General features: G+C 74.2%; 16 protein-coding genes. 4 read left to right on the top strand and 12 right to left on the bottom strand.

Annotated features, from left to right (window positions below):
* The first annotated feature begins 25 nt into the window (after positions 1 to 25).
* The gene (locus tag J2S44_RS09995) at positions 26 to 706 is read left to right on the top strand and encodes a DUF2306 domain-containing protein (RefSeq protein WP_310411069.1); all 681 of its coding nucleotides are present in this window, start codon (positions 26 to 28) and stop codon (positions 704 to 706) included.
* On the opposite strand, the gene J2S44_RS09990 is transcribed toward J2S44_RS09995, so the two are convergent.
* From J2S44_RS09990 to J2S44_RS09970, 5 genes are all read right to left on the bottom strand, one after another.
* Entirely contained in the window at positions 686 to 1,474 is a 789-nt protein-coding gene (locus tag J2S44_RS09990) for an inositol monophosphatase family protein (protein ID WP_310411066.1), read from the bottom strand. The two genes, J2S44_RS09995 and J2S44_RS09990, sit on opposite strands and share 21 nt — an antisense overlap.
* A 10-nt stretch (positions 1,475 to 1,484) precedes the next feature.
* Positions 1,485 to 2,606 (bottom strand): acyltransferase family protein, encoded by a 1,122-nt coding sequence (locus J2S44_RS09985; RefSeq protein WP_310411063.1) that lies wholly within the window; start codon positions 2,604 to 2,606, stop codon positions 1,485 to 1,487.
* Positions 2,607 to 2,685: 79 nt separating this feature from the next.
* The gene (locus J2S44_RS09980) at positions 2,686 to 3,444 is read right to left on the bottom strand and encodes a methyltransferase domain-containing protein (protein ID WP_310411060.1); all 759 of its coding nucleotides are present in this window, start codon (positions 3,442 to 3,444) and stop codon (positions 2,686 to 2,688) included.
* A gap of 10 nt (positions 3,445 to 3,454) precedes the next feature.
* On the bottom strand, positions 3,455 to 4,207 hold the full coding sequence (locus tag J2S44_RS09975) for a YqjF family protein (protein WP_310411057.1): 753 nt from the start codon (positions 4,205 to 4,207) through the stop codon (positions 3,455 to 3,457).
* A complete protein-coding gene (locus J2S44_RS09970) occupies positions 4,204 to 4,782 on the bottom strand; it encodes a TetR/AcrR family transcriptional regulator (protein ID WP_310411054.1) in 579 nt (192 codons plus the stop codon). Before J2S44_RS09970 ends, J2S44_RS09975 begins: the two co-directional genes overlap by 4 nt.
* A gap of 123 nt (positions 4,783 to 4,905) precedes the next feature.
* Between J2S44_RS09970 and J2S44_RS09965 the strand changes: the two genes are divergently transcribed.
* On the top strand, positions 4,906 to 5,739 hold the full coding sequence (locus tag J2S44_RS09965; RefSeq protein ID WP_310411052.1) for an alpha/beta fold hydrolase: 834 nt from the start codon (positions 4,906 to 4,908) through the stop codon (positions 5,737 to 5,739).
* Positions 5,740 to 5,800: 61 nt separating this feature from the next.
* Here J2S44_RS09965 and J2S44_RS09960 read toward each other — a convergent pair whose 3' ends face one another.
* A complete protein-coding gene (locus tag J2S44_RS09960; RefSeq protein ID WP_307239037.1) occupies positions 5,801 to 6,067 on the bottom strand; it encodes a DUF3040 domain-containing protein in 267 nt (88 codons plus the stop codon).
* Positions 6,068 to 6,353: 286 nt separating this feature from the next.
* Between J2S44_RS09960 and J2S44_RS09955 the strand changes: the two genes are divergently transcribed.
* Positions 6,354 to 6,548 (top strand): hypothetical protein, encoded by a 195-nt coding sequence (locus tag J2S44_RS09955; protein ID WP_310411049.1) that lies wholly within the window; start codon positions 6,354 to 6,356, stop codon positions 6,546 to 6,548.
* Between the two features lie 946 nt (positions 6,549 to 7,494).
* Here the strand turns inward: J2S44_RS09955 and J2S44_RS09950 are convergent.
* The 4 genes from J2S44_RS09950 to J2S44_RS09935 all read right to left on the bottom strand — a co-directional run bounded on the left by J2S44_RS09950 (position 7,495) and on the right by J2S44_RS09935 (position 14,504).
* Complete coding sequence (locus J2S44_RS09950; protein ID WP_310411046.1) at positions 7,495 to 10,623, bottom strand: hypothetical protein; 3,129 nt, start codon at positions 10,621 to 10,623, stop codon at positions 7,495 to 7,497.
* Positions 10,624 to 10,828: 205 nt separating this feature from the next.
* On the bottom strand, positions 10,829 to 11,665 hold the full coding sequence (gene panB / locus J2S44_RS09945; protein ID WP_310411042.1) for a 3-methyl-2-oxobutanoate hydroxymethyltransferase: 837 nt from the start codon (positions 11,663 to 11,665) through the stop codon (positions 10,829 to 10,831).
* A 119-nt stretch (positions 11,666 to 11,784) separates the two neighbouring features.
* Positions 11,785 to 13,605: an NAD+ synthase gene (locus tag J2S44_RS09940; protein ID WP_310411039.1), complete on the bottom strand. Its 1,821-nt coding sequence runs from the start codon at positions 13,603 to 13,605 to the stop codon at positions 11,785 to 11,787.
* 68 nt (positions 13,606 to 13,673) lie between these two features.
* Positions 13,674 to 14,504: a hypothetical protein gene (locus J2S44_RS09935; RefSeq protein WP_310411036.1), complete on the bottom strand. Its 831-nt coding sequence runs from the start codon at positions 14,502 to 14,504 to the stop codon at positions 13,674 to 13,676.
* Positions 14,505 to 14,770: 266 nt separating this feature from the next.
* Here J2S44_RS09935 and glnA point away from each other — a divergent pair, with 266 nt between their 5' ends.
* The gene (gene glnA / locus J2S44_RS09930; RefSeq protein ID WP_306826717.1) at positions 14,771 to 16,123 is read left to right on the top strand and encodes a type I glutamate--ammonia ligase; all 1,353 of its coding nucleotides are present in this window, start codon (positions 14,771 to 14,773) and stop codon (positions 16,121 to 16,123) included.
* Positions 16,124 to 16,506: 383 nt separating this feature from the next.
* On the opposite strand, the gene J2S44_RS09925 is transcribed toward glnA, so the two are convergent.
* Positions 16,507 to 17,235 carry a hypothetical protein gene (locus J2S44_RS09925; RefSeq protein WP_310411033.1) on the bottom strand — a complete coding sequence of 243 codons (729 nt, stop codon included), beginning with the start codon at positions 17,233 to 17,235 and terminating at the stop codon, positions 16,507 to 16,509.
* 11 nt (positions 17,236 to 17,246) lie between these two features.
* Entirely contained in the window at positions 17,247 to 17,855 is a 609-nt protein-coding gene (locus J2S44_RS09920; protein ID WP_310411030.1) for an RNA polymerase sigma factor, read from the bottom strand.
* Positions 17,856 to 17,907 lie beyond the last annotated feature (52 nt).

Genomic DNA, 17,907 nt, shown 5'->3' with positions numbered 1-17,907 from the left:
CAGCCGGGAAGATATGGGAGTCCGCGTGTCCGCTGTAACGATGTCCCGGGAGGTCCGCCGGCGCTGGTGGTGGGTGCTGTGGAGTCTCCTGACCCTGTCCGCGCTCGCCATCGCCGCCGTGTTCGTGCCGCCCTACATGGTCGGGGGCACGACCGTGCCGGGCCTCAACCGGGCCATTCCGGGCTACTACGTCAGCCTGGTGATCCACGCGCTGCCGGCCGGGCTCGCGCTGGTCATCGGGCCGTTCCAGTTCGTCACGCAGCTGCGGGTACGGTTCCCGCGAGCACACCGGATCGCCGGCCGGTTGTACCTGATCTCCGTGCTGATCTCGGCGCTGGCGGCGGCGTACTCGGCCGCGGTCACCGAGAGCGGACTCGCGCTGCAGGTCGCGTTCTACATGCTGATCGCGGCGTGGCTGTACACCGGCGTGATGGCCTACCGCACGATCCGGCGCGGCGAGGTGCAACTGCACCGGATCTGGATGATCCGCAACTACGCGCTCACGTTCGCCGCGGTGATGCTGCGCCTGTACCAGCTGATCGGATTGCAGCTGATGGACCCGATGGGCTGGGAGTACCCGCAGATCTACACCGCGAGCGCGTGGGCGTCGCTGTTCGGCAACGCGATCGTCGCGGAGTACTTCATCGTCCAGCGCACGCTGGCACCGCTGGCCCGCCGGAAGCCGTCAGAGAACGTCACGCAGTAGCGGCAGCAGCCGGTCGGCCAGCGCCGGGGCGCAGGCGATCGTCGCGGCCGAGCCGAACGTGTGCTCGCTGCCGTCCCGGTCGACGATCCGGGCGCCGGCCGACCGGGCGATCGCGGTGCCGGCCGACGTGTCCCAGGGCTTGTTGGACATCATCACCAGCGCGTCCAGCCGGCCGGCCGCGAGCCAGGCCAGGTCGGTGGCGGCGGTGCCGAGCATGCGGATCCGCTGCACGCGCGGGACCAACGTCTCCAGGATGGCGAAGCGCTCCCGGTTCTTCGCCGCCGCGTCCTCGCCGACCGCGAAGTCGCCGATCGCGACCAGCGCCTCCGGCAGCGCGGACACCTCGCTGGCCCGGATCGCGACGCCGTCGCAGAACGCGCCCGCGGCCGGCGCGGCCCAGTAGCGGTTGCCGAGGAACGGCAGGTCGATCACGCCGAGCACGGACCGGTCGCCGTCGACCAGGCCGAGCGACACCGCGCACAGCGGCGAGCCGTGCACGAAGTTGACCGTGCCGTCGACCGGGTCGAGCGACCAGGTCAGGCCGTGGTCGCCGCCGCGGGCGCCCTCCTCCTCACCCAGGAACCCCACGCCGGGGGTACGGTCCGCGAGGAACGCCCGGACCCGCTGCTCGATCGCGAGGTCGACCTCGGACGCCATGTCCCGGTCGCCCTTCGCGGTGAGCACGCCGGGCAGCATCGTGCGCATCATGTCCCGCGCGAGGTCCACGGCCTCGTGCGCGGCCGGGAGCAGCGAGTCGATGTCGGGCATGGCGTTGATCTTAGAGGCGGGTGGCCGCCCGGTCCGGAACGGCGGCCGGCACCGGGTGCTCGTAGCGGCGGACCAGCACCACGATGCCGGCCAGGGTCAGCGCGAGCAGCGGGTACCAGGCGAGGCGCGCGGCGACCCAGCCGGCACCGGTGGGCACGTCGCCGAGGCCGGGCAGCGTGCCGAGCCGGCGGGCGAGCTCGGACACGCCGACCAGCGCCACGTGGTGCCAGCAGAACACGCTCATCGCGCTCAGGTTGAGCACGGTCACCGCGGCCCACACCCGCGGCCGGTGCAGGAACCGCTCGATCCGGTCGCGCAGCAGCAGCGCGGCGCCGGCCTGGATCGCGGCCAGCGCCGGGACCAGCAGCGACGGCGGGTTGGAGTTGGACCGGGCGGTGCCGGGCACGCTGACCATGCTCACCGGATAGTCCAGCACCGCGATCAGGACCACGAACGCCGCCAGACCGCCGGCGAGCAGCCCGGCCGCGACCCGGCGGTCGACGCGCCCGGCCGACCAGGCGATCCCCAGCTGATACGCGAAGCACCAGGCCGGCAGCACGCTGAGATAGCCGATCGCGGCCGGCTCGGCGGCCGGGCCGAAGCGGAGCAGGTCGACCACGGCCACGACGGCGGCGAACGCCAGCACCGCGCGCAGGCCGGCGCGCCGGTCGAGCCGGAGCAGCTGCGGCGTGAGCGCGGTGATCACCGCGTACACGGCCATGAACCACAGCGGCTGGACGAACAGCACCACGGTGTTCCACGCGGTGCCGGCGCCGATCACGCCGAGCACCCGCAGCGGCGGCAGCGCCACGGCCAGGATCACCGTGGCGGCCAGGACCGGGCGGCCGATCCGCCACAGCCGGCGGCGTAGCCACTCGGCGTCCGTCTCGCCGCGCGCCCGGGCCCGGCGCAGCCCCTGCGCGCCGGTGTAGCCGCCGACCAGGAAGAACAGCCCCAGCATCTGCAGGAACCAGGTGGCCGGTTGCAGCCACTCCAGGTGCCGCAGCGGACTGTCGATCCGCAGGTCACCGGCCGGCGTCGCGACCAGCGCGCCGACCAGCCAGTGCCCGCCGATCACGCCCAGGATGGCCAGGGCGCGAAGCCCGTCGATGAATCGGTCCCGCTGTCGCATGTCGTCGACGCTATGGGGGACGACGAACAAGATCGATGTAGCTGGCCCCCGGATCGGGGGTAGGGAGAACCCCCGGCGCTCAGCGCACGCCCACGACCGCGGCGTCCTGCGCACCGCGCCAGATCAGCCCGGCCTCGGTGAAGCCGGCGTCGCGCAGCGCCCGCACGTGCCAGGACGCCGGCGGCAGCCACTCCTGGTGGTGGTCGCCCGGGAAGAGCCGGTTGCGCTCCTCGACCAGCGGCGCCAGCGTCGGGTCCGACTTCGCGTGCTCCCACCAGGCGCTCCAGGAGAGCACGGCACCGGCCGCGTACCGCGCCTCGCGGCGGGCGTCGGCGCGGTCACCGAGCCGCTTGGACAGCTCGGGCAGGCCGTCGTCCGGCATGTAGTCCGCGTTGACCAGGATGCCGCCCGGCCGCAGCACGGTGCGGACCTCCGCGTACAGCGTGGCCAGCCGCTCCGGCGACAGCCAGTGCAGCGCGGTCGCGGCCAGCACCGCGTCGTAGTCGCGGTGCGGCAGCGCGGCCGTCCACTCCGGCGTGACCAGGTCGGCGGTGACGACGGTGGACCGCTCGTCCAGCGTGGCGCGCGCGATGGTCAGCGTCACCGGGTCCAGGTCGAGCAGCGTCGTGTTCGCCTGGGGGAAGCGACGCTGGGCGCGCAGCGAGATGGACCCGGTGCCGCCGGCCAGATCGAGGATGCGCGGCGCCGGCCACTCGGTGACCGCCTCCACCGCGTCCAGCATCGCGGCGAACCGCTCCTCACGGTCGGGAAGATAGGCCTCCTGCTGGCGGTCCCAGCTCTCCTGCCAAGCCGGACCGTTGAACGTGTAAGGAGTCATGCCGGTCAGACTAGTTACCGCTCGAAGTCCTGTCGACACCGTTGGGAGTGCCGAACCGGACCGGGACGCCCGGCGAGTAGAGCACGCTGGCCGGCGGTCCGGAGACCGACGGGAAGCCGGCGGCCGCGACCAGTTCGTCGTCGAGCTCCAGCAGCTCGGCGCGGTGCAACGGCCACTGCGGATGCACGTTCGGCAGGTGGATCGTGCGGCCGAACGCGTCCACGTGCAGGCCCCAGCGCGCGGACAGGAAGTGCTCCAGCGGCGTCGGCTCCGCGATCGGCTCGCCAGCCCGGACCACCATCCGGCTGCGCGGCCGGCCGGGACCGGGCCAGCGCCGGTGGTTGGTGTAGGTGAACACGTCGCCGTCACGGCGCAGCGACATCCGCGACCACTTGTACGGCAGCCGGAACACCGCCTGCGCGACCAGCACCGGCAGCAGCCGCGCCGCGTCCAGCGAGCGGAACACCACGGCGCGGCGGCCCCGACCGTCCACGGAGTAGAGCCGCACGTTCGTCTCGCAGAACGTGCCCAGGTAGGGCAGGCCGGGGCCGCTCAGCGGGCCGAGCCCGACCATCATGAAACCGATCAGGCCGACGTACGTGACGCCGTCGATCGTGTCCGGCTCGGTGCCCGGCGGCAGGAACGGCCGGACCTCGGCCGGGTCCACCGGCCAGTGCAGGAACGACAGGTCGTGCCAGCGCTGCACCAGGGTCGAGCGCCGGACGGCACGCGGGCTGGTGTAGGTGATCTCCTCGGGTGTCATGCGGTTCTCTCTCCCAGCGCGGCGTCGATCAGCGTCACGGCGGCCGCGCGCGCGTGTCCGGCCGCCTCGTTCGTCCCGGCGATCGCGGCCGTGGTCTGCGCGCCCTCGGCCAGGATGGCCAGCTGCGGAGCCAGCCACGCCGGCGCGCCCGCGGCCGCGCACAGCTGGGCCAGCCGGTCCTGGAACCCCGCCTTGTGCCGGCGGACGATCTCCGCGACGCGCGGCGACGCCGTACCGAGTTCGCCGAAGGTGTTGATGAAGACGCAGCCGCGGAAGTCGTCCTCGTCGAACCAGCGGGCCAGCATGTCGTAGATGGCCAGCAACTGGTCGCGCGGCGCCGGCGCGCTCGCCACCGCGTCCTCGACGAACGAGGTCCACACCTCGTGCCGGCGGGCCAGCACGGCCTCGACGATCACGTCCTTGGCCGGGAACAGCTTGTAGAGACGCTTCAGCGGCACGCCGGCCTCGGCGCGCAGCGCGTCCATGCCGACGGCCTGGATGCCGCGGGCGTTGTAGAGACGGTCGGCCGCGTCCAGCACCCGGGTGCGGATCGCGTCGTCGGTCGGAGTCGTCATGGTCCCTCCTCGGTACGTGACGGTCCTCACCCGAGTTTCGGTGGCGGCTGAGAACGGTCGTTCTCTAGAGTAACCGGTGAGCGGAGAACGATCGTTCTCAGCCGGATGACAACGGAGGCGGACATGCCGTACATCACCGTCGGTTCCGAGAACAGCACCAGCATCGACCTCTACTACGAGGACCACGGCACCGGGCAGCCGGTCGTGCTCATCCACGGCTACCCGCTCGACGGCCACTCCTGGGAGAAGCAGTCCGCGGCGCTGCTCGCGGCCGGGTACCGGGTCATCACCTACGACCGCCGCGGCTTCGGGCAGTCCAGCCAGCCCACCACCGGCTACGACTACGACACGTTCGCCGCGGACCTGAACACCGTGCTGGAGACGCTCGACCTGCACGACGCGGTCCTGGTCGGCTTCTCGATGGGCACCGGCGAGGTCGGCCGCTACCTCAGCCGCTACGGCTCGGCGCGCGTCGCCAAGGCCGCGTTCCTCGCCTCGCTGGAGCCGTTCCTGCTCCGGACGGAGGACAACCCGGCCGGCGTCCCGGGAGAGGTCTTCGACGGGATCCTCGCGGCCGTGCAGGCGGACCGGTACCGGTACTTCACCGACTTCTACCGCGACTTCTACAACACCGACGAGAACCTCGGCACCAGGCTCTCCGAGGAGGCGCTGCGCAACAGCTGGAACGTGGCGGCCGGCGCGTCCTGGTTCGCGTCGAGCGCGGTGGTCCCGGCCTGGCTCACCGACTTCCGCGACGACATCCCGAAGGTCGACGTGCCGGCGCTGATCCTGCACGGCACCGGCGACCGGATCCTGCCGGTCGACGCGACCGCGCGTGAGTTCCACAAGCGGCTGCCGGAGGCGACCTACGTGGAGATCGAGGGTGCGCCGCACGGTCTGCTCTGGACGCACGGCGACGAGGTCAACGAGGCCCTGCTCGCCTTCCTGCGCTCCTGAGCCACCGCACGACGAAGGGGGTACGGCGGACGCCGTACCCCCTCGGCGGGTTTGTGGACCCTCAAGCGGTCTTCGCCCGGCGGAACGGGCGGCGCAGCACCAGCGTGGTGCCCACGACGAACGCCAGACCCGCGATCAGCGCCGGCACCAGTCCGCCGGCGACCCCGATGATCGGCACGACCGCCCACATGAGCGCGATGCCGGCCAGGGCGCCGATGCCCGGGCGATTGCCACGCGTGGCTCGCATCCGTGCCACGAAGGCCGGATCCGTGAGGACCAGGTGCTCCTCGATCTCGGTGAGCCGGCGGTTGTCCTCCTGACTGAGCATGCTGGCCGCCTTCCTGTTGCGCCGTCCCGACCATCCCGACACGTTCTTGACGCCGGAACGGTTGGGCCTCGATACCCCACTGTGTCGCAGATCATGCCGTTGACGCCATCCCGGTGCACATCGCGCACGCCGGGGCCCGGAGTCGACTCTGTCATCCGATGGGGTGGCTTCGCCGCCGGTTGCCGCGACTCGGCCCGTGACGGCCCGTCCGCCTCTACCGTGGAGGTGAACCGGCTATTTGCGCGAATCGGTAGCGCATGGCCGCTTTGCGGTGCACAGTGATGTCATGAGCGACAGTGTCGGCCGCTTCTTCTGGTGCATACGCCACAACCGGGTGGAAACCGAACCCGACCTGTGCCCGGCGAAACATCGGATCGGCCCCTTCGCCTCCGCGGACGACGCCTCGCACGCCCTGGAGAAGGTCCAGGAGCGCAACGAGGCGTGGGAGGCCGAGGACGCACGCTGGACGGGGGAGCGTTAGGCCGGAACGGCATCCGGAACCGTGCCGTAACAAGACCGCGCCGGTACGTGGTACCGCGCGCGATGGCGCCTGCACAGAAGTCCCAGGGAGGACCGACCATGGCCGCAGCGAGAAAGTCCACCAGGACCTCGGCCACCACGTCTTCGCGATCGGCCCGCGACACCGATCCTTCCACCGACTCCCCTGCTCCCGACAGCGGATCCGCGGCGCGCCCCGCCCCGGGCAGGTCGTCCGGGGCCGCGGGATCCCGCCCGTCCGGCGCGGCGGCGTCCGCGTCCGGCGGCTCCGCCGGATCCCGATCGGCCGGCTCGGCCGGGGCCCGGCCGGCGAGATCGGCACGGACCTCGACCCCCTCCGACGGTACGGACGGGAGCACGCCGATCGTGCCGGACGCGGAGCGGGAGGGCGCGATCTCGATGGGGCCGGGCTCGGCGGCGGCCGCGATGCCGCCGCTCGGCGAGGCGCCGGAGCAGGCCGGGATGTCGATCCCGCCGATGGAGCCGGGCGAGTCGGGAGCCGCGATGGCGGCGGACGACCGGATGGCGCCGGCGACCGGCACGGCCCCGATGCCGTCGATCGTGGAGGCGGCCGCGACACCGCCACCGGACCCGGACGGGACCACGGCACCGGAGCCGACGGCACCGGCGACGGGCCGGGCCGCGCGGGTGCCGGCGATCCCGCGGACGAACGCACGCGGACGGACCGCCATCGGCGGTGGCTCCGGCACGCCGGCCGCGGCCGGCGGTTCCGGTACCGGGGATCCGGCCGGCGTCGGGAGGTCGAACGGCGTTTCGGCTCTCGGGCGAAATATGCGTAGAAATGGTGATTCTACCGAGGGCGGGATCGGATCGGCCGGCGACGACACCGAGGCCGGCGGTACCGGCGCCGCCCGGAAGTCGTCCCGCGGCGCGGCGCGGAACGGGACCGGCGTCGGTAGCTCGGCGCGTCATGGGACCGGCGTGGGGAGCGCGGCGCGGGACGGGATTGGCGTTGGTGGTGCGGCACGGAACGGGTCTGGCAGTGGTAGCGCAGCGCGGAACGGGAGCGCGGCGCGCAACGGGACCGGCGTGGGGAGCGCGGCGCGGAACGGGACTGGCAGTGGTAGCGCAGTGCGGAACGGGAGCGCGGCGCGCAACGGGACCGGCATCGGAAGTGCGGCGGTGCGGGACGGGATCGGCGTCGGTAGTGCGGCGCGGGACGGCGCCGGGACCGGAGGCGCGGCCCGGACGACGGCGCCGAAGCGGGCCGGGGCCGGTAGCGCGGCGCGGAAGGCGGCGGAGGGCGGGACCGGGGCCGGAAGTGCGGCGCGGACGGCCGAGAACGGGACCGGCGCCGGGGGACCGGCGCGGAAGGCGGCGCGGGGCGGCGCCGGTGCGGTGAACGCCGCGCGGAAGTCGGCCGAGAGCGGGATCAGGGCCACGGCGACCGCGCGGAAGTCGGCCGAGCGGGCCGCGGACACCGCGACCGCCGCGTCCGCGAAGGCCCGGTCCGCGGCGACGAAGATGCGGTCGGCGGCGCGGAAGGCCGCGGACAGTGCGGACGATCTCGACGAGGTGATCTCCCGCCCGGCGAGCGGATCCGCCGGACGCACGTCTCGGGCCAAGGCCTCGGCGGCCGCGTTCGACGCGGGCGACGTGGATTCGGCGGCGGTGAAGTCGCGTTCGGGTGCGCGGTCGTCGGGTGTGAGGGCGGCGTCGTTCACGGCCGGGGATGTGGAGGCGGCGAAGGCGCGGCGGACGGGTGCCGGCCGGGCCGCGAAGCCGGCGGCGTTCACCGCGGAGGACGTGGATTCGGCGGCGGCGAAGTCGCGTTCGGGTGCGCGGTCGTCGGGTGTGAGGGCGGCGTCGTTCACGGCCGGGGATGTGGAGGCGGCGAAGGCGCGGCGGACGGGCGCCGGCCGGGCCGCGAAGCCGGCCGCGTTCACCGCGGGCGACGTGGACTCGGCGGCGGCGAAGTCGCGTTCGGGGGCGCGGTCGTCCGGTGCGAAGGCGGCCTCGTTCACGGCCGGGGACGTGGAGACCGCGAAGACCCGGGCGGGTGCGGGCCGCACGCGGGCTTCGGAACCGACCGTGGCGACCAGGCCCGAAGCCCGGAAGGCCGGCGCCGGCACCGCGGCCGGACGTGCGGCCGCGGCCGCCAACGGGGCGGGGAAGACGGGCCGGAGCGCGACAGCCGGCATCGGCACCGGGCGGACCGGCTCGGCCGGAAACGCGGCGGGCACCCGGGCGACCAAGACGGCCGGCATCGGAGCCGGCCGGGCCGGCGCGGGCACCGGGGCGTCCGGGAGCCGGACGGCGAAGACGATCACGAACACCGGCGCCGGCCGCACCACCTCGGTGGCCGGTGCGCGCGCGTCGAAGGCGAACACGTCCGGCGGGACCGGCCGGGATGCCGCGGGGGCGGCGAAGGCGATGAAGTCCGCCGGGACCGGCCGGGCCGCCGCTGGGGCGTCGAAGGCGAGCACGTCCGCGGGGGCCGGCACCGGTGCCGGCCGGACCACCGCGGCGGGCACCAGGGCCGGGGCCACGTCCACGACATCGGCCGCCGGTGGGCGGGCCGCGCCGGCCGCTGCGCGGACGACCAGGGCGGGCACGTCCGCCGGGGCCGGCCGGGCCGCCGCGGCCGCGAACGCGCCGGGGTTGAAGGCGGTCAAGGCCACCGGTGCCGGTACCGCGGCGGGCCGGAAGACGGCGGCCGGGAACGCGCCGGGGGCGACGGCGGCCAAAAGTACCGGTGCCGGTACCGCGGCGGGCCGGAAGACCGCGGCTGCCAACGCGCCGGGGTTGAAGGCGGTCAAGGCCACCGGTGCCGGTACCGCGGCGGGCCGGAGGACGGCGGCCGCGAACGCGCCGGGGGCGAAAGCGGTCAAGAGCACCGGTGCCGGTACGGCGGCGGGCCGGAAGACCGCGGCCGCCAACGCGGCGGGGGCGAGAACCGCGAAGCCGGTGAAGGCGACCGCGACCGCCCGGCCGGTCAAGGCGGTCACGGTGGCCGGGACGGGCACCGGTCGGGCGGCACCGGCCGCCACCACGGCCGGGACCGGGACGACGAAGGCGGCCAGGACCGCCGGCACGGGGCGGACCGTTTCCGCGGCCGGCGCCGGGAGCGCGAAGGCGGCCACCGGCGGGGCCCGTGGTGTCGCGAAGCCGGCGTCCGCCGGCGGGCGGGGGCGGAAGACGGTACCGGCGGAATCGGGCACGACTCCGGCGTCCCGGGCGGTCACGGTTCCGGCGGCCAGGGCGGCGGGGGCGAAGGCCGCCGCGAAGACCGCGACGACTCGCGCGGTGGCCACCCGGATCGCGACGGCCGGTGCGAAGGGCAAGGGTTCGGGGCCGCGGTCGACCGGTGCCGGCACCGCCGCGAATCGGCCGGCCACCGGCGGAGCCACCGCGAACAAGGTCACGCCCGCCAAAGCCGCCGCCGCGAAGAACGCCGTGGCGACGTCGCCCGCGAAACGGACCGCGGCGAGCCGGACCCGGGCCGCGGACCCAGGCGCGCCGGCGCCGCGCGGAAACAGGCTTCCGGCGGACAAGGTCACGCTGGCGAAGGCGGCCGCCGCGAAGAACGCGGTCTCGCCGTCGCCGCGGGGAAACGGGCTTCCGGCGGACAGGGTCACGTCGGTGAAGGCGGCTGCCGCGACGAAGGTGGTCTCGGCGTCCGGAGGAAACGGGCTTCCGGCGGGCACGGTCACGTCGGTGAAGGCGGCTGCCGCGAAGAAGGCGGTCCCGGCGTCCGGGGAAAACCGGCTTCCGGCGGGCACGGTGACGCCGGTGAAGGCGGCCGCCGCGAAGACGGCGGTCTCGAGGTCCGGGCGGAACCGGCTCCCGGCGGACAAGGTCACGCCGGGAAAGGCGGCCGCCGCGAAGAACGCGGTCACGCCGCCGGCGCGGGGGAACCGGCCTCCGGCGAAGAACGCCACGCCGGGACGTGCGGCGGCCGGGAAGAAGTCGGCCCCGATCTCGGCCGGGAAGGCCGGGCTCGCGGTGGACCGGGTCACGCCCGCAGGGGCGGGCGCCGCGCGGAGGACGGTCGCGGCGTCGTCGCGGGCGACCGGGCTTCCGGCGGACAGGGCCACGCCGGGAAAGGCGGCCGCCGCGAAGAACGCGGTCGCGGCCGCACGCTCTCGGCGGACAAGGTGACGTCGGCACGGGAGCGTGGCGGGGCGTCGGACGCCGGGGTCGTCGCGCCGGTGAAGGCCGGGCGTGGCCGCGTGACCGGCTGACCGGTACGGAGTGAACGACGGGCTCAGGGCCGCCGCGGCGGCCCTGAGCCGTACCGGGTCAGTTGAACGTGTGCTCGCCCGCCGGGAACTCGCCGCCGCGGACCTCGTCCGCGAACGCGCGGGTCGCGCGGGTCAGCTCGCCCGCCAGGTCGGCGTAGCGTTTGACGAAGCGGGGGGCCTTGCCGGTGCGCAGGCCGGCCATGTCCTGCCAGACCAGCACCTGCGCGTCCGTGTCCGGCCCGGCGCCGATGCCCACGGTCGGGATCTCCAGCTCGTGCGTGACGCGCTTGGCGACCTCGCCGGGCACCATCTCGAGGACCACCGCGAACGCGCCCGCCTCGGCGACCGCGCGCGCGTCCGCGAGCAGCCGGTCCGCGTCCTCGCCGCGGCCCTGGACGCGGTAGCCGCCGATCACGTGCTCGCTCTGCGGCGTGAAGCCGATGTGCGCCATCACCGGGATGCCGGCGCCGGTGATCGCCGCTATCTGCGCGGCGACGCGGGTGCCGCCCTCCAGCTTGACCGCGTGGGCGCCGCCCTCCTTCATGAACCGCACCGCGGTGCGCAGCGCCTGGGTCGGCCCCTCCTCGTAGGAGCCGAACGGCAGGTCCGCGACGACGAGCGCGCCGCTGGTCGCGCGCACCACGGCCCGGACCAGCGGCAGCAGGTCGTCGACCGTGACCGGGACGGTGGTCTCGTACCCGAAGACGTTGTTCGCGGCGGAGTCGCCGACCAGCAGCACCGGGATGCCGGCCCGGTCGAAGATCGCGGCGGTGTACTGGTCGTACGAGGTCAGCATGGGCCAGCGTTCGCCGCGCTGTTTGGCGGCGACCAGGTCCCGCGTGCGGATCCGGCGGCCGGCGGCGATGCCGTACAGCGTGGGGATGTCCTCGGTCATCGGAGTCTCCTCTCACCTCGAGGCCGCGCTCGCGGTCCCCGGGCTCCTAGCGGAATGGTCCCACCGGGAGCGCCGGGTCCGGAGAGGTAGTGGAAGATTTCACACGCGTTGATGGATTGTTACGGGTTCTCGCGGAACCGGTTGGTGATCGGCAGCCGCCGGTCCCGACCGAACGCCTTGATCGAGATCTTGGTGCCGGGGGCGGACTGGCGGCGCTTGTACTCCGCGATGTCGACCAGCCGCAGCGTACGGTCGACGACCGCGGGGTCGTGACCGGCCGCGACCAGGCCGTCCCGGCCCAGGTCGCCGTGCACGTATCCGTCCAGGATCGCGTCCAGCACGTCGTAGTCCGGCAGCGAGTCCGAGTCGAGCTGGCCGGGGCGCAGCTCCGCGCTCGGCGGCTTGGAGATCGAGTTCTCCGGGATCGGCGGCGTCTCGCCGCGGCGCAGTGCCTCCTCGTTGCGCCACCGGGCCAGCTTCCAGACCAGCGTCTTCGGCACGTCCTTGATCGGGTTGAAGCCGCCGACCGAGTCGCCGTAGAGCGTGGAGTAGCCGACCGCGAGCTCGCTCTTGTTGCCGGTGGTCAGCACCAGGTGGCCCTCCTGGTTGGAGAGCGCCATCAGGGTGATGCCGCGCACCCGGGCCTGGAGGTTCTCCACCGCGAGCCCGGAGAGCGTGAGGTTGGCCAGGAACGCGTCCACCATCGGCGCGATCGGCTGCACCCGGTAGTCCACGCCCTGCCGCTTGGCCAGGTCGGCCGCGTCGTCCCGGGAGTGCTCGGAGCTGAACTCGCTGGGCATCGAGACGCCGGTGACCCGCCGGCCGCCGAGCGCGTCGACCGCGATCGTGGCGACCACGGCCGAGTCGATGCCGCCGGAGAGGCCCAGCACCACGGACGGGAAGCCGTTCTTCTCCACGTAGTCGCGCAGGCCGAGGACCAGCGCGCGCCAGATCTCCTCCTCCGGGACGCACCGCTCCACGATGCCGCCCTCCAGGCCGGCGCCGGAGAGCGGCGGCGCGGTGTCCGAGACGGCGACGCGGACGATGCCCATCTCGGCGCGGCCGGCGCCGGTGGTCTCGCCGCCGGGCGCCTCACCGGACTCGGCGGGAGTCTCCCCGGTCGTGATCGGCGCGGACGCGGGCGCGGAGCCGGCCGCGGGCAGCGGAAGGTCGTGGATCAGCATGGTCTCGGTGAACTGCGGCGCGCGGGCGAGCAGCGTGCCGTCCGCGGCCACGATCATCGAATCGCCGTCGAAGACCAGCTCGTCCTGGCCGCCGACCATGTTCACGTAGGCGACGGTGGCGCCGGCCTCGGCCGCGCGGCGCTGCACCAGCGGCAGTCGCACGTCGTCCTTGTCCAGCTCGTACGGCGAGCCGTTGATGTTGACGACCAGCCCGACGCGGGCCTCCCGGGCGACCGCGAACGGGCCGCCGGCCTGCCAGATGTCCTCGCAGATGGTGAGCGCCACGTCGACGCCGGCGATCCGCGTCACGGTCAGCTCGGAGCCGGCGACGAAGTAGCGGTCCTCGTCGAAGACCCCGTAGTTGGGCAGGTGGTGCTTGAAGTAGCGGGCGACGACCGTGCCGCCGTGCAGCACCGCGGACGCGTTGCGCGGGCCGCGGCCGGGGGTGGCGTCCGCGCGGATCCGGGCCGGGCCGTCCGAGTCCAGGTAGCCCACGATCACCGGCAGTTCGCCGAGGCCGTCCGCGGCCAGGTCGGCGGCGAGCGCGTCGAGCGCGGCGCGGGACGCGGCCACGAACGACTCGCGGTAGACCAGGTCCTCGACCGGGTAGCCGGTCAGCATCATCTCCGGAAAGGCGACCAGGTGGGCACCGGAGTCGGCGGCGGCGCGCGTCCAGCGGCGCACCAGCGCGGCGTTTCCCGGAATGTCTCCGACGGTCGGGTTCACCTGGGCAAGCGCGAGTCGCAACGTGGGCATGTGCTCATCTTTCCCTGCCGGACCCCGGTCACGCCGCATTCGGGAGTGTTAACCGGGCCACGTTTGACTCAGTCCGAGTCCATCACGCCGTCGAGCAACTCCATCTTGTCGACCGCGAGATCCAGCGTGAGATCCGCGTCGCCGGAGTCGACCGTCCCCTCCGGGCCGACCGTGCGCAGCACGGAGAGCATCTGGCCGACCCGGCCCACCGCGAGGTAGCCGGTGAGCGTCCGGTCCCCGCCGGTCGCGGTGATCCGGACCGCGTACGCGCCGTCCGCGCCGCCGCCGGTCACCTCCAGCTCGTGGAGCGAGACCGTGGCCGACGTGCCGTCCTCCAGCGTGGTCTCGAACGTCCGGCAGTCGGCGACCGACGTGCGGATCGCGTCGTACGCGGCCGCGGCGCCGTCGTCCGCGAAGAGCGACAGCGTCTGCCGCAGCCGGGGCAGCAGCGGCGGGGCCGGCGCGCTCCCACCCGTACCGCCGGACGGGTTGAGGTCCGTCATGGCCTGATCGGTGAGCGCGTGGCCGGCCGGCACCAGCTCCCACGGCGCGTCGAACAGCGTGCGGCAGCGCTCGGCGCGCGCGGCCGGAGCGGACGGCGCGGTGGTGGACGGTGCGGCGGGCTCCGGCGGACGTGTGGTCGCGGTCACCGCCGTCGGCGTCGGCGCGGGCGTGAAGCGCTCGCCCAGGTCCGCGCGGGACAGCAGCGCGCGGGTCAGCTCGGGCTGGTTGCCGGTGAGCGGCGTGCCCGCCCCGGTGGTGGTGGCGGCGGCGCGCGGCGGCGGGCGTTCGTCCACGTGCACGCCCATCACGTTCAGCGCCAGCAGGACGGCGGCGAGCAGCAGGCCGAGCAGCAGACCGCCGGCGACCGTCAAGGGCCGCCCGCTCAGGTGTCGCATGTGCGCTCCCTCCGTCCGATTGGTACCAACGGCTGCGAGCCGGACAGGTTGCGCGCGCGGCGCCCGGATCGGCGTGTTCGAATGCCTCGTAACACGTACGAAACCGGACCGGGAGACACTGGCGCCGCTGAGCGCTGCGGTGGGGGTTTGCACCGTGCGCCAGGCCGTCCGGCCCAGGTGGGCGTAAGGTCTCCAGCAGGCGGTCGGCACCCCGTATCCGGCGGCCGTCCGGGACTAACAGGCACGTCGTTGCGAGGGGTAAAGAGGTGGACCGACAGCAGGAGTTCGTGCTCCGCACGTTGGAAGAGCGCGACATCCGATTCGTCCGGCTCTGGTTCACGGATGTGCTGGGCACGCTGAAGAGCGTCTCGGTCGCGCCGGCCGAGCTGGAGTCCGCCTTCGAGGAGGGCATCGGCTTCGACGGCTCGGCGATCGAGGGCTTCGCCCGCGTCTTCGAGTCCGACATGGTCGCCATGCCGGACCCGACCACGTTCCAGGTGTTCCCGTTCGAGGGCGGGGTCAGCGGCGAGAGCGCGCGGATGTTCTGCGACATCCTGCTCCCCGACGGCAGCCCGTCCTGGGCCGACCCGCGTCACGTGCTGCGCCGCATGCTCTCCAAGGCCGCGGAGAAGGGCTTCACCTTCTACACGCACCCGGAGATCGAGTTCTTCCTGCTGGAGAACGGGCCGCTGGACGGCTCGGTCCCCACGCCGGTCGACACCGGCGGCTACTTCGAGCACACCACGCACGCGGTCGCGCGGGACTTCCGCCGGCAGGCCGTGCTCGCGCTGGAGCGGCTCGGCATCTCCGTCGAGTTCAGCCACCACGAGGTCGCGCCCGGCCAGCAGGAGATCGACCTGCGGTACGCGGACGCGCTCACCACGGCCGACAACATCATGACGTTCCGGCACGTGATCAAGGAGGTGGCGCTCTCGCACGGCGTGCGCGCCACGTTCATGCCGAAGCCGTTCACCGACCAGCCCGGCAGCGGCATGCACACGCACCTGTCGCTGATGGAGGGCGAGCGCAACGTCTTCCACGACGCCAGCGACCCGATGAAGCTGTCCAAGGTGGCGAAGGCGTTCATCGCCGGCCTGCTGGTGCACGCGCGGGAGTACACCGCGGTCACCAACCAGTGGGTCAACTCGTACAAGCGGCTCTTCCCGCAGCAGCTGCCGAACCAGATCACCGAGTCCCCGGCGTACGTGTGCTGGGGTCACCTCAACCGCTCCGCGCTGGTCCGCGTCCCCGCGTACGGCAAGCCGAACTCGGCGCGCGTCGAGATCCGGTCGCTGGACTCCGCGGTCAACCCGTACCTCGGCTTCGCGGTCATGCTCGGTGCCGGCCTGAAGGGCATCGAGGAGGGCTACGAGCTGCCGCCGGGCGCGGAGGACGACGTCTGGTCGCTGTCCAACGACGAGCGCAAGGCGATGGGCTACGAGTCGCTGCCGGAGAACCTCTCCGAGGCGGTCGAGGCGATGGCCGGCTCCGAGCTGGTCGCCGAGGTCCTCGGCGAGCACGTCTTCGACTTCTTCCTGCGCAACAAGCGCAGCGAGTGGGAGCAGTACCGCCGCGAGGTCACCCCCTACGAGCGCCAGCGCTACCTCGGCGCGCTCTAGACCACCGCGACCGGGCCCGGACCGTACGGTCCGGGCCCGCGATCGTTCTCACCGGCCCGAGGGCCGTCGAGATCGCACGTCGCGCGCCGAACCGAGCTGCCGCCGGGTGCCGACCCGGCGGCTTTTTCGTGCCCGCCCGCCACCGTGGGTCGTCGTTCGTGCGCCCACGGATCCGGCAGGGAGGAGCCCTCGGCGACGACCGGGGCCCGCGGGAGCATGCGGAACCCGCCCTCGGCGGACGCGGGAAGAAAGACCTTCGCCCTTCCGCACCCGGGTGCCGGCGCCGTCCCGCGGGCGGGGTTAGGGACGCCCGCGGGACGGCTGTCGGTGCGGCGACCGGCGGGGGTGAACGCTGCCGTGGTTCACCCCCGCCGGCGCCGGTGCTACCCCCGCGGCGGGGGTTTGGGGGCCGGCGAGACGCTGGGAGGCGTGCTCGGCCCACCGCTGGGGTAGCCGCTGGGCTCGCTGTCGCGAGGGTCGGTGGGGTCGGTCGACGGCTGCCATCGGTCGCGCCGCCGGTCGTCGCAGAATCGGTCGACCCGGTCGCTGCCGCCCGCGTCGCGAACCAGGTCGCGGTAGCGGTAGTCGCGCAGCGCCCGGTCGCGCTGCCGGTCGTCCATGTCGCCCAGCTCGCGGCAGAGCTGCCCCGGGCCGGGCTGGTCCCGGTCCGGTGCCTGGCGGCCGGTGGACGGCGACGGGACGGCGAGCGGCGCGGCCGGTGCCGGGGCCGCCGGTGCGGTGCCCGGGGTGCCGGCCGGGGTCGCGGACGGCAGCGCGCGGGTGGTCTGCGTGCGGGCCGGTGCGGGCGCCGGCCGCGCCTCGACGCCGCCGGGCGACGGCGCGGCCACGGTGGCCAGCGCGACGCTGCCCACCCCGGCCGCGGCGACCAGACCGAACGTGGCGACCTTCGCGGTCAGCACGCGGGTCAGCACGTCGCGCAGCGCGGACCGGCGGCGGCGCGGCGCCGGGGGTGCGTCCCGCGCGGCCCGGAACGCGGCCAGCGCGGCGGCCTCGCCGGGCAGTTCCCGGTCGGTCGGCGGGGGCGCGGAGACGGCGGCGAGCAGCGCGTCCAGGCGGGATCTCTCCTCCCGGGACAGCGCCGTGCGATCCATCTTCTCTCCGCTCATCTCACCTGCCTCAGCGCCGGCGTCGCCGAATGTGTCACCCGGGGCGCCGGGCGGGCCGCCGGTGCGAGGCGTTCGGCCAGCGTCCGCAGTCCCCGGTACGCCGCGGTGCGCACCGCGCCGGCGCGCTTGCCGAGGATCCGGCCGGTCGCCTTCGCGTCCAGCCCGATCACCACGCGCAGCATCACGGCCTCGGCCTGGTCGCGGGGGAGCGTGGCGATCAGCGCGACCGCCGCCTCCGTGTCGAGCAGTTCGAGCGCCCGGTCGGCCGCGTCCTCGCCGGTGGTCAGCCGCGGCTCGGGCAGCGCGTCGACCGGCAGCGTGGCGACCGGGCGGCGGCGCTGCGCGCGCAGGCTGTCCATGGCGCGGTGCCGGGCGATGGTCGCGGTCCAGCCGCGGAAGCCGTCCCAATCGCCGGAGAACCCGGCCAGGTCGCGCGCGATCTGCAGCCACGCCTCCGAGGCCACGTCCTCGGCGTCGTCGCCGACCAGGACGCGCAGGTAGCGCAGCAGGGCCGGTTGCTGGACGCGGTAGAGCAGCCGGAACGCCTCCTCGCCGCCGGACTGCGCGGCGCGCAGCGTGGCGTCGAGGTCCTCCGGTTGCTGCATCCAACGCCTCCCCGCCTGATATGTCCGGTTGCCGGGAGGCGGAAGGCCCCTC

Origin of the sequence: Catenuloplanes niger, from assembly GCF_031458255.1 — a bacterium.
GTDB lineage: Bacteria > Actinomycetota > Actinomycetes > Mycobacteriales > Micromonosporaceae > Catenuloplanes > Catenuloplanes niger.
Note: the sequence above shows the minus strand (reverse complement) of the source record. Positions and strands in the feature narration are given on the sequence as shown.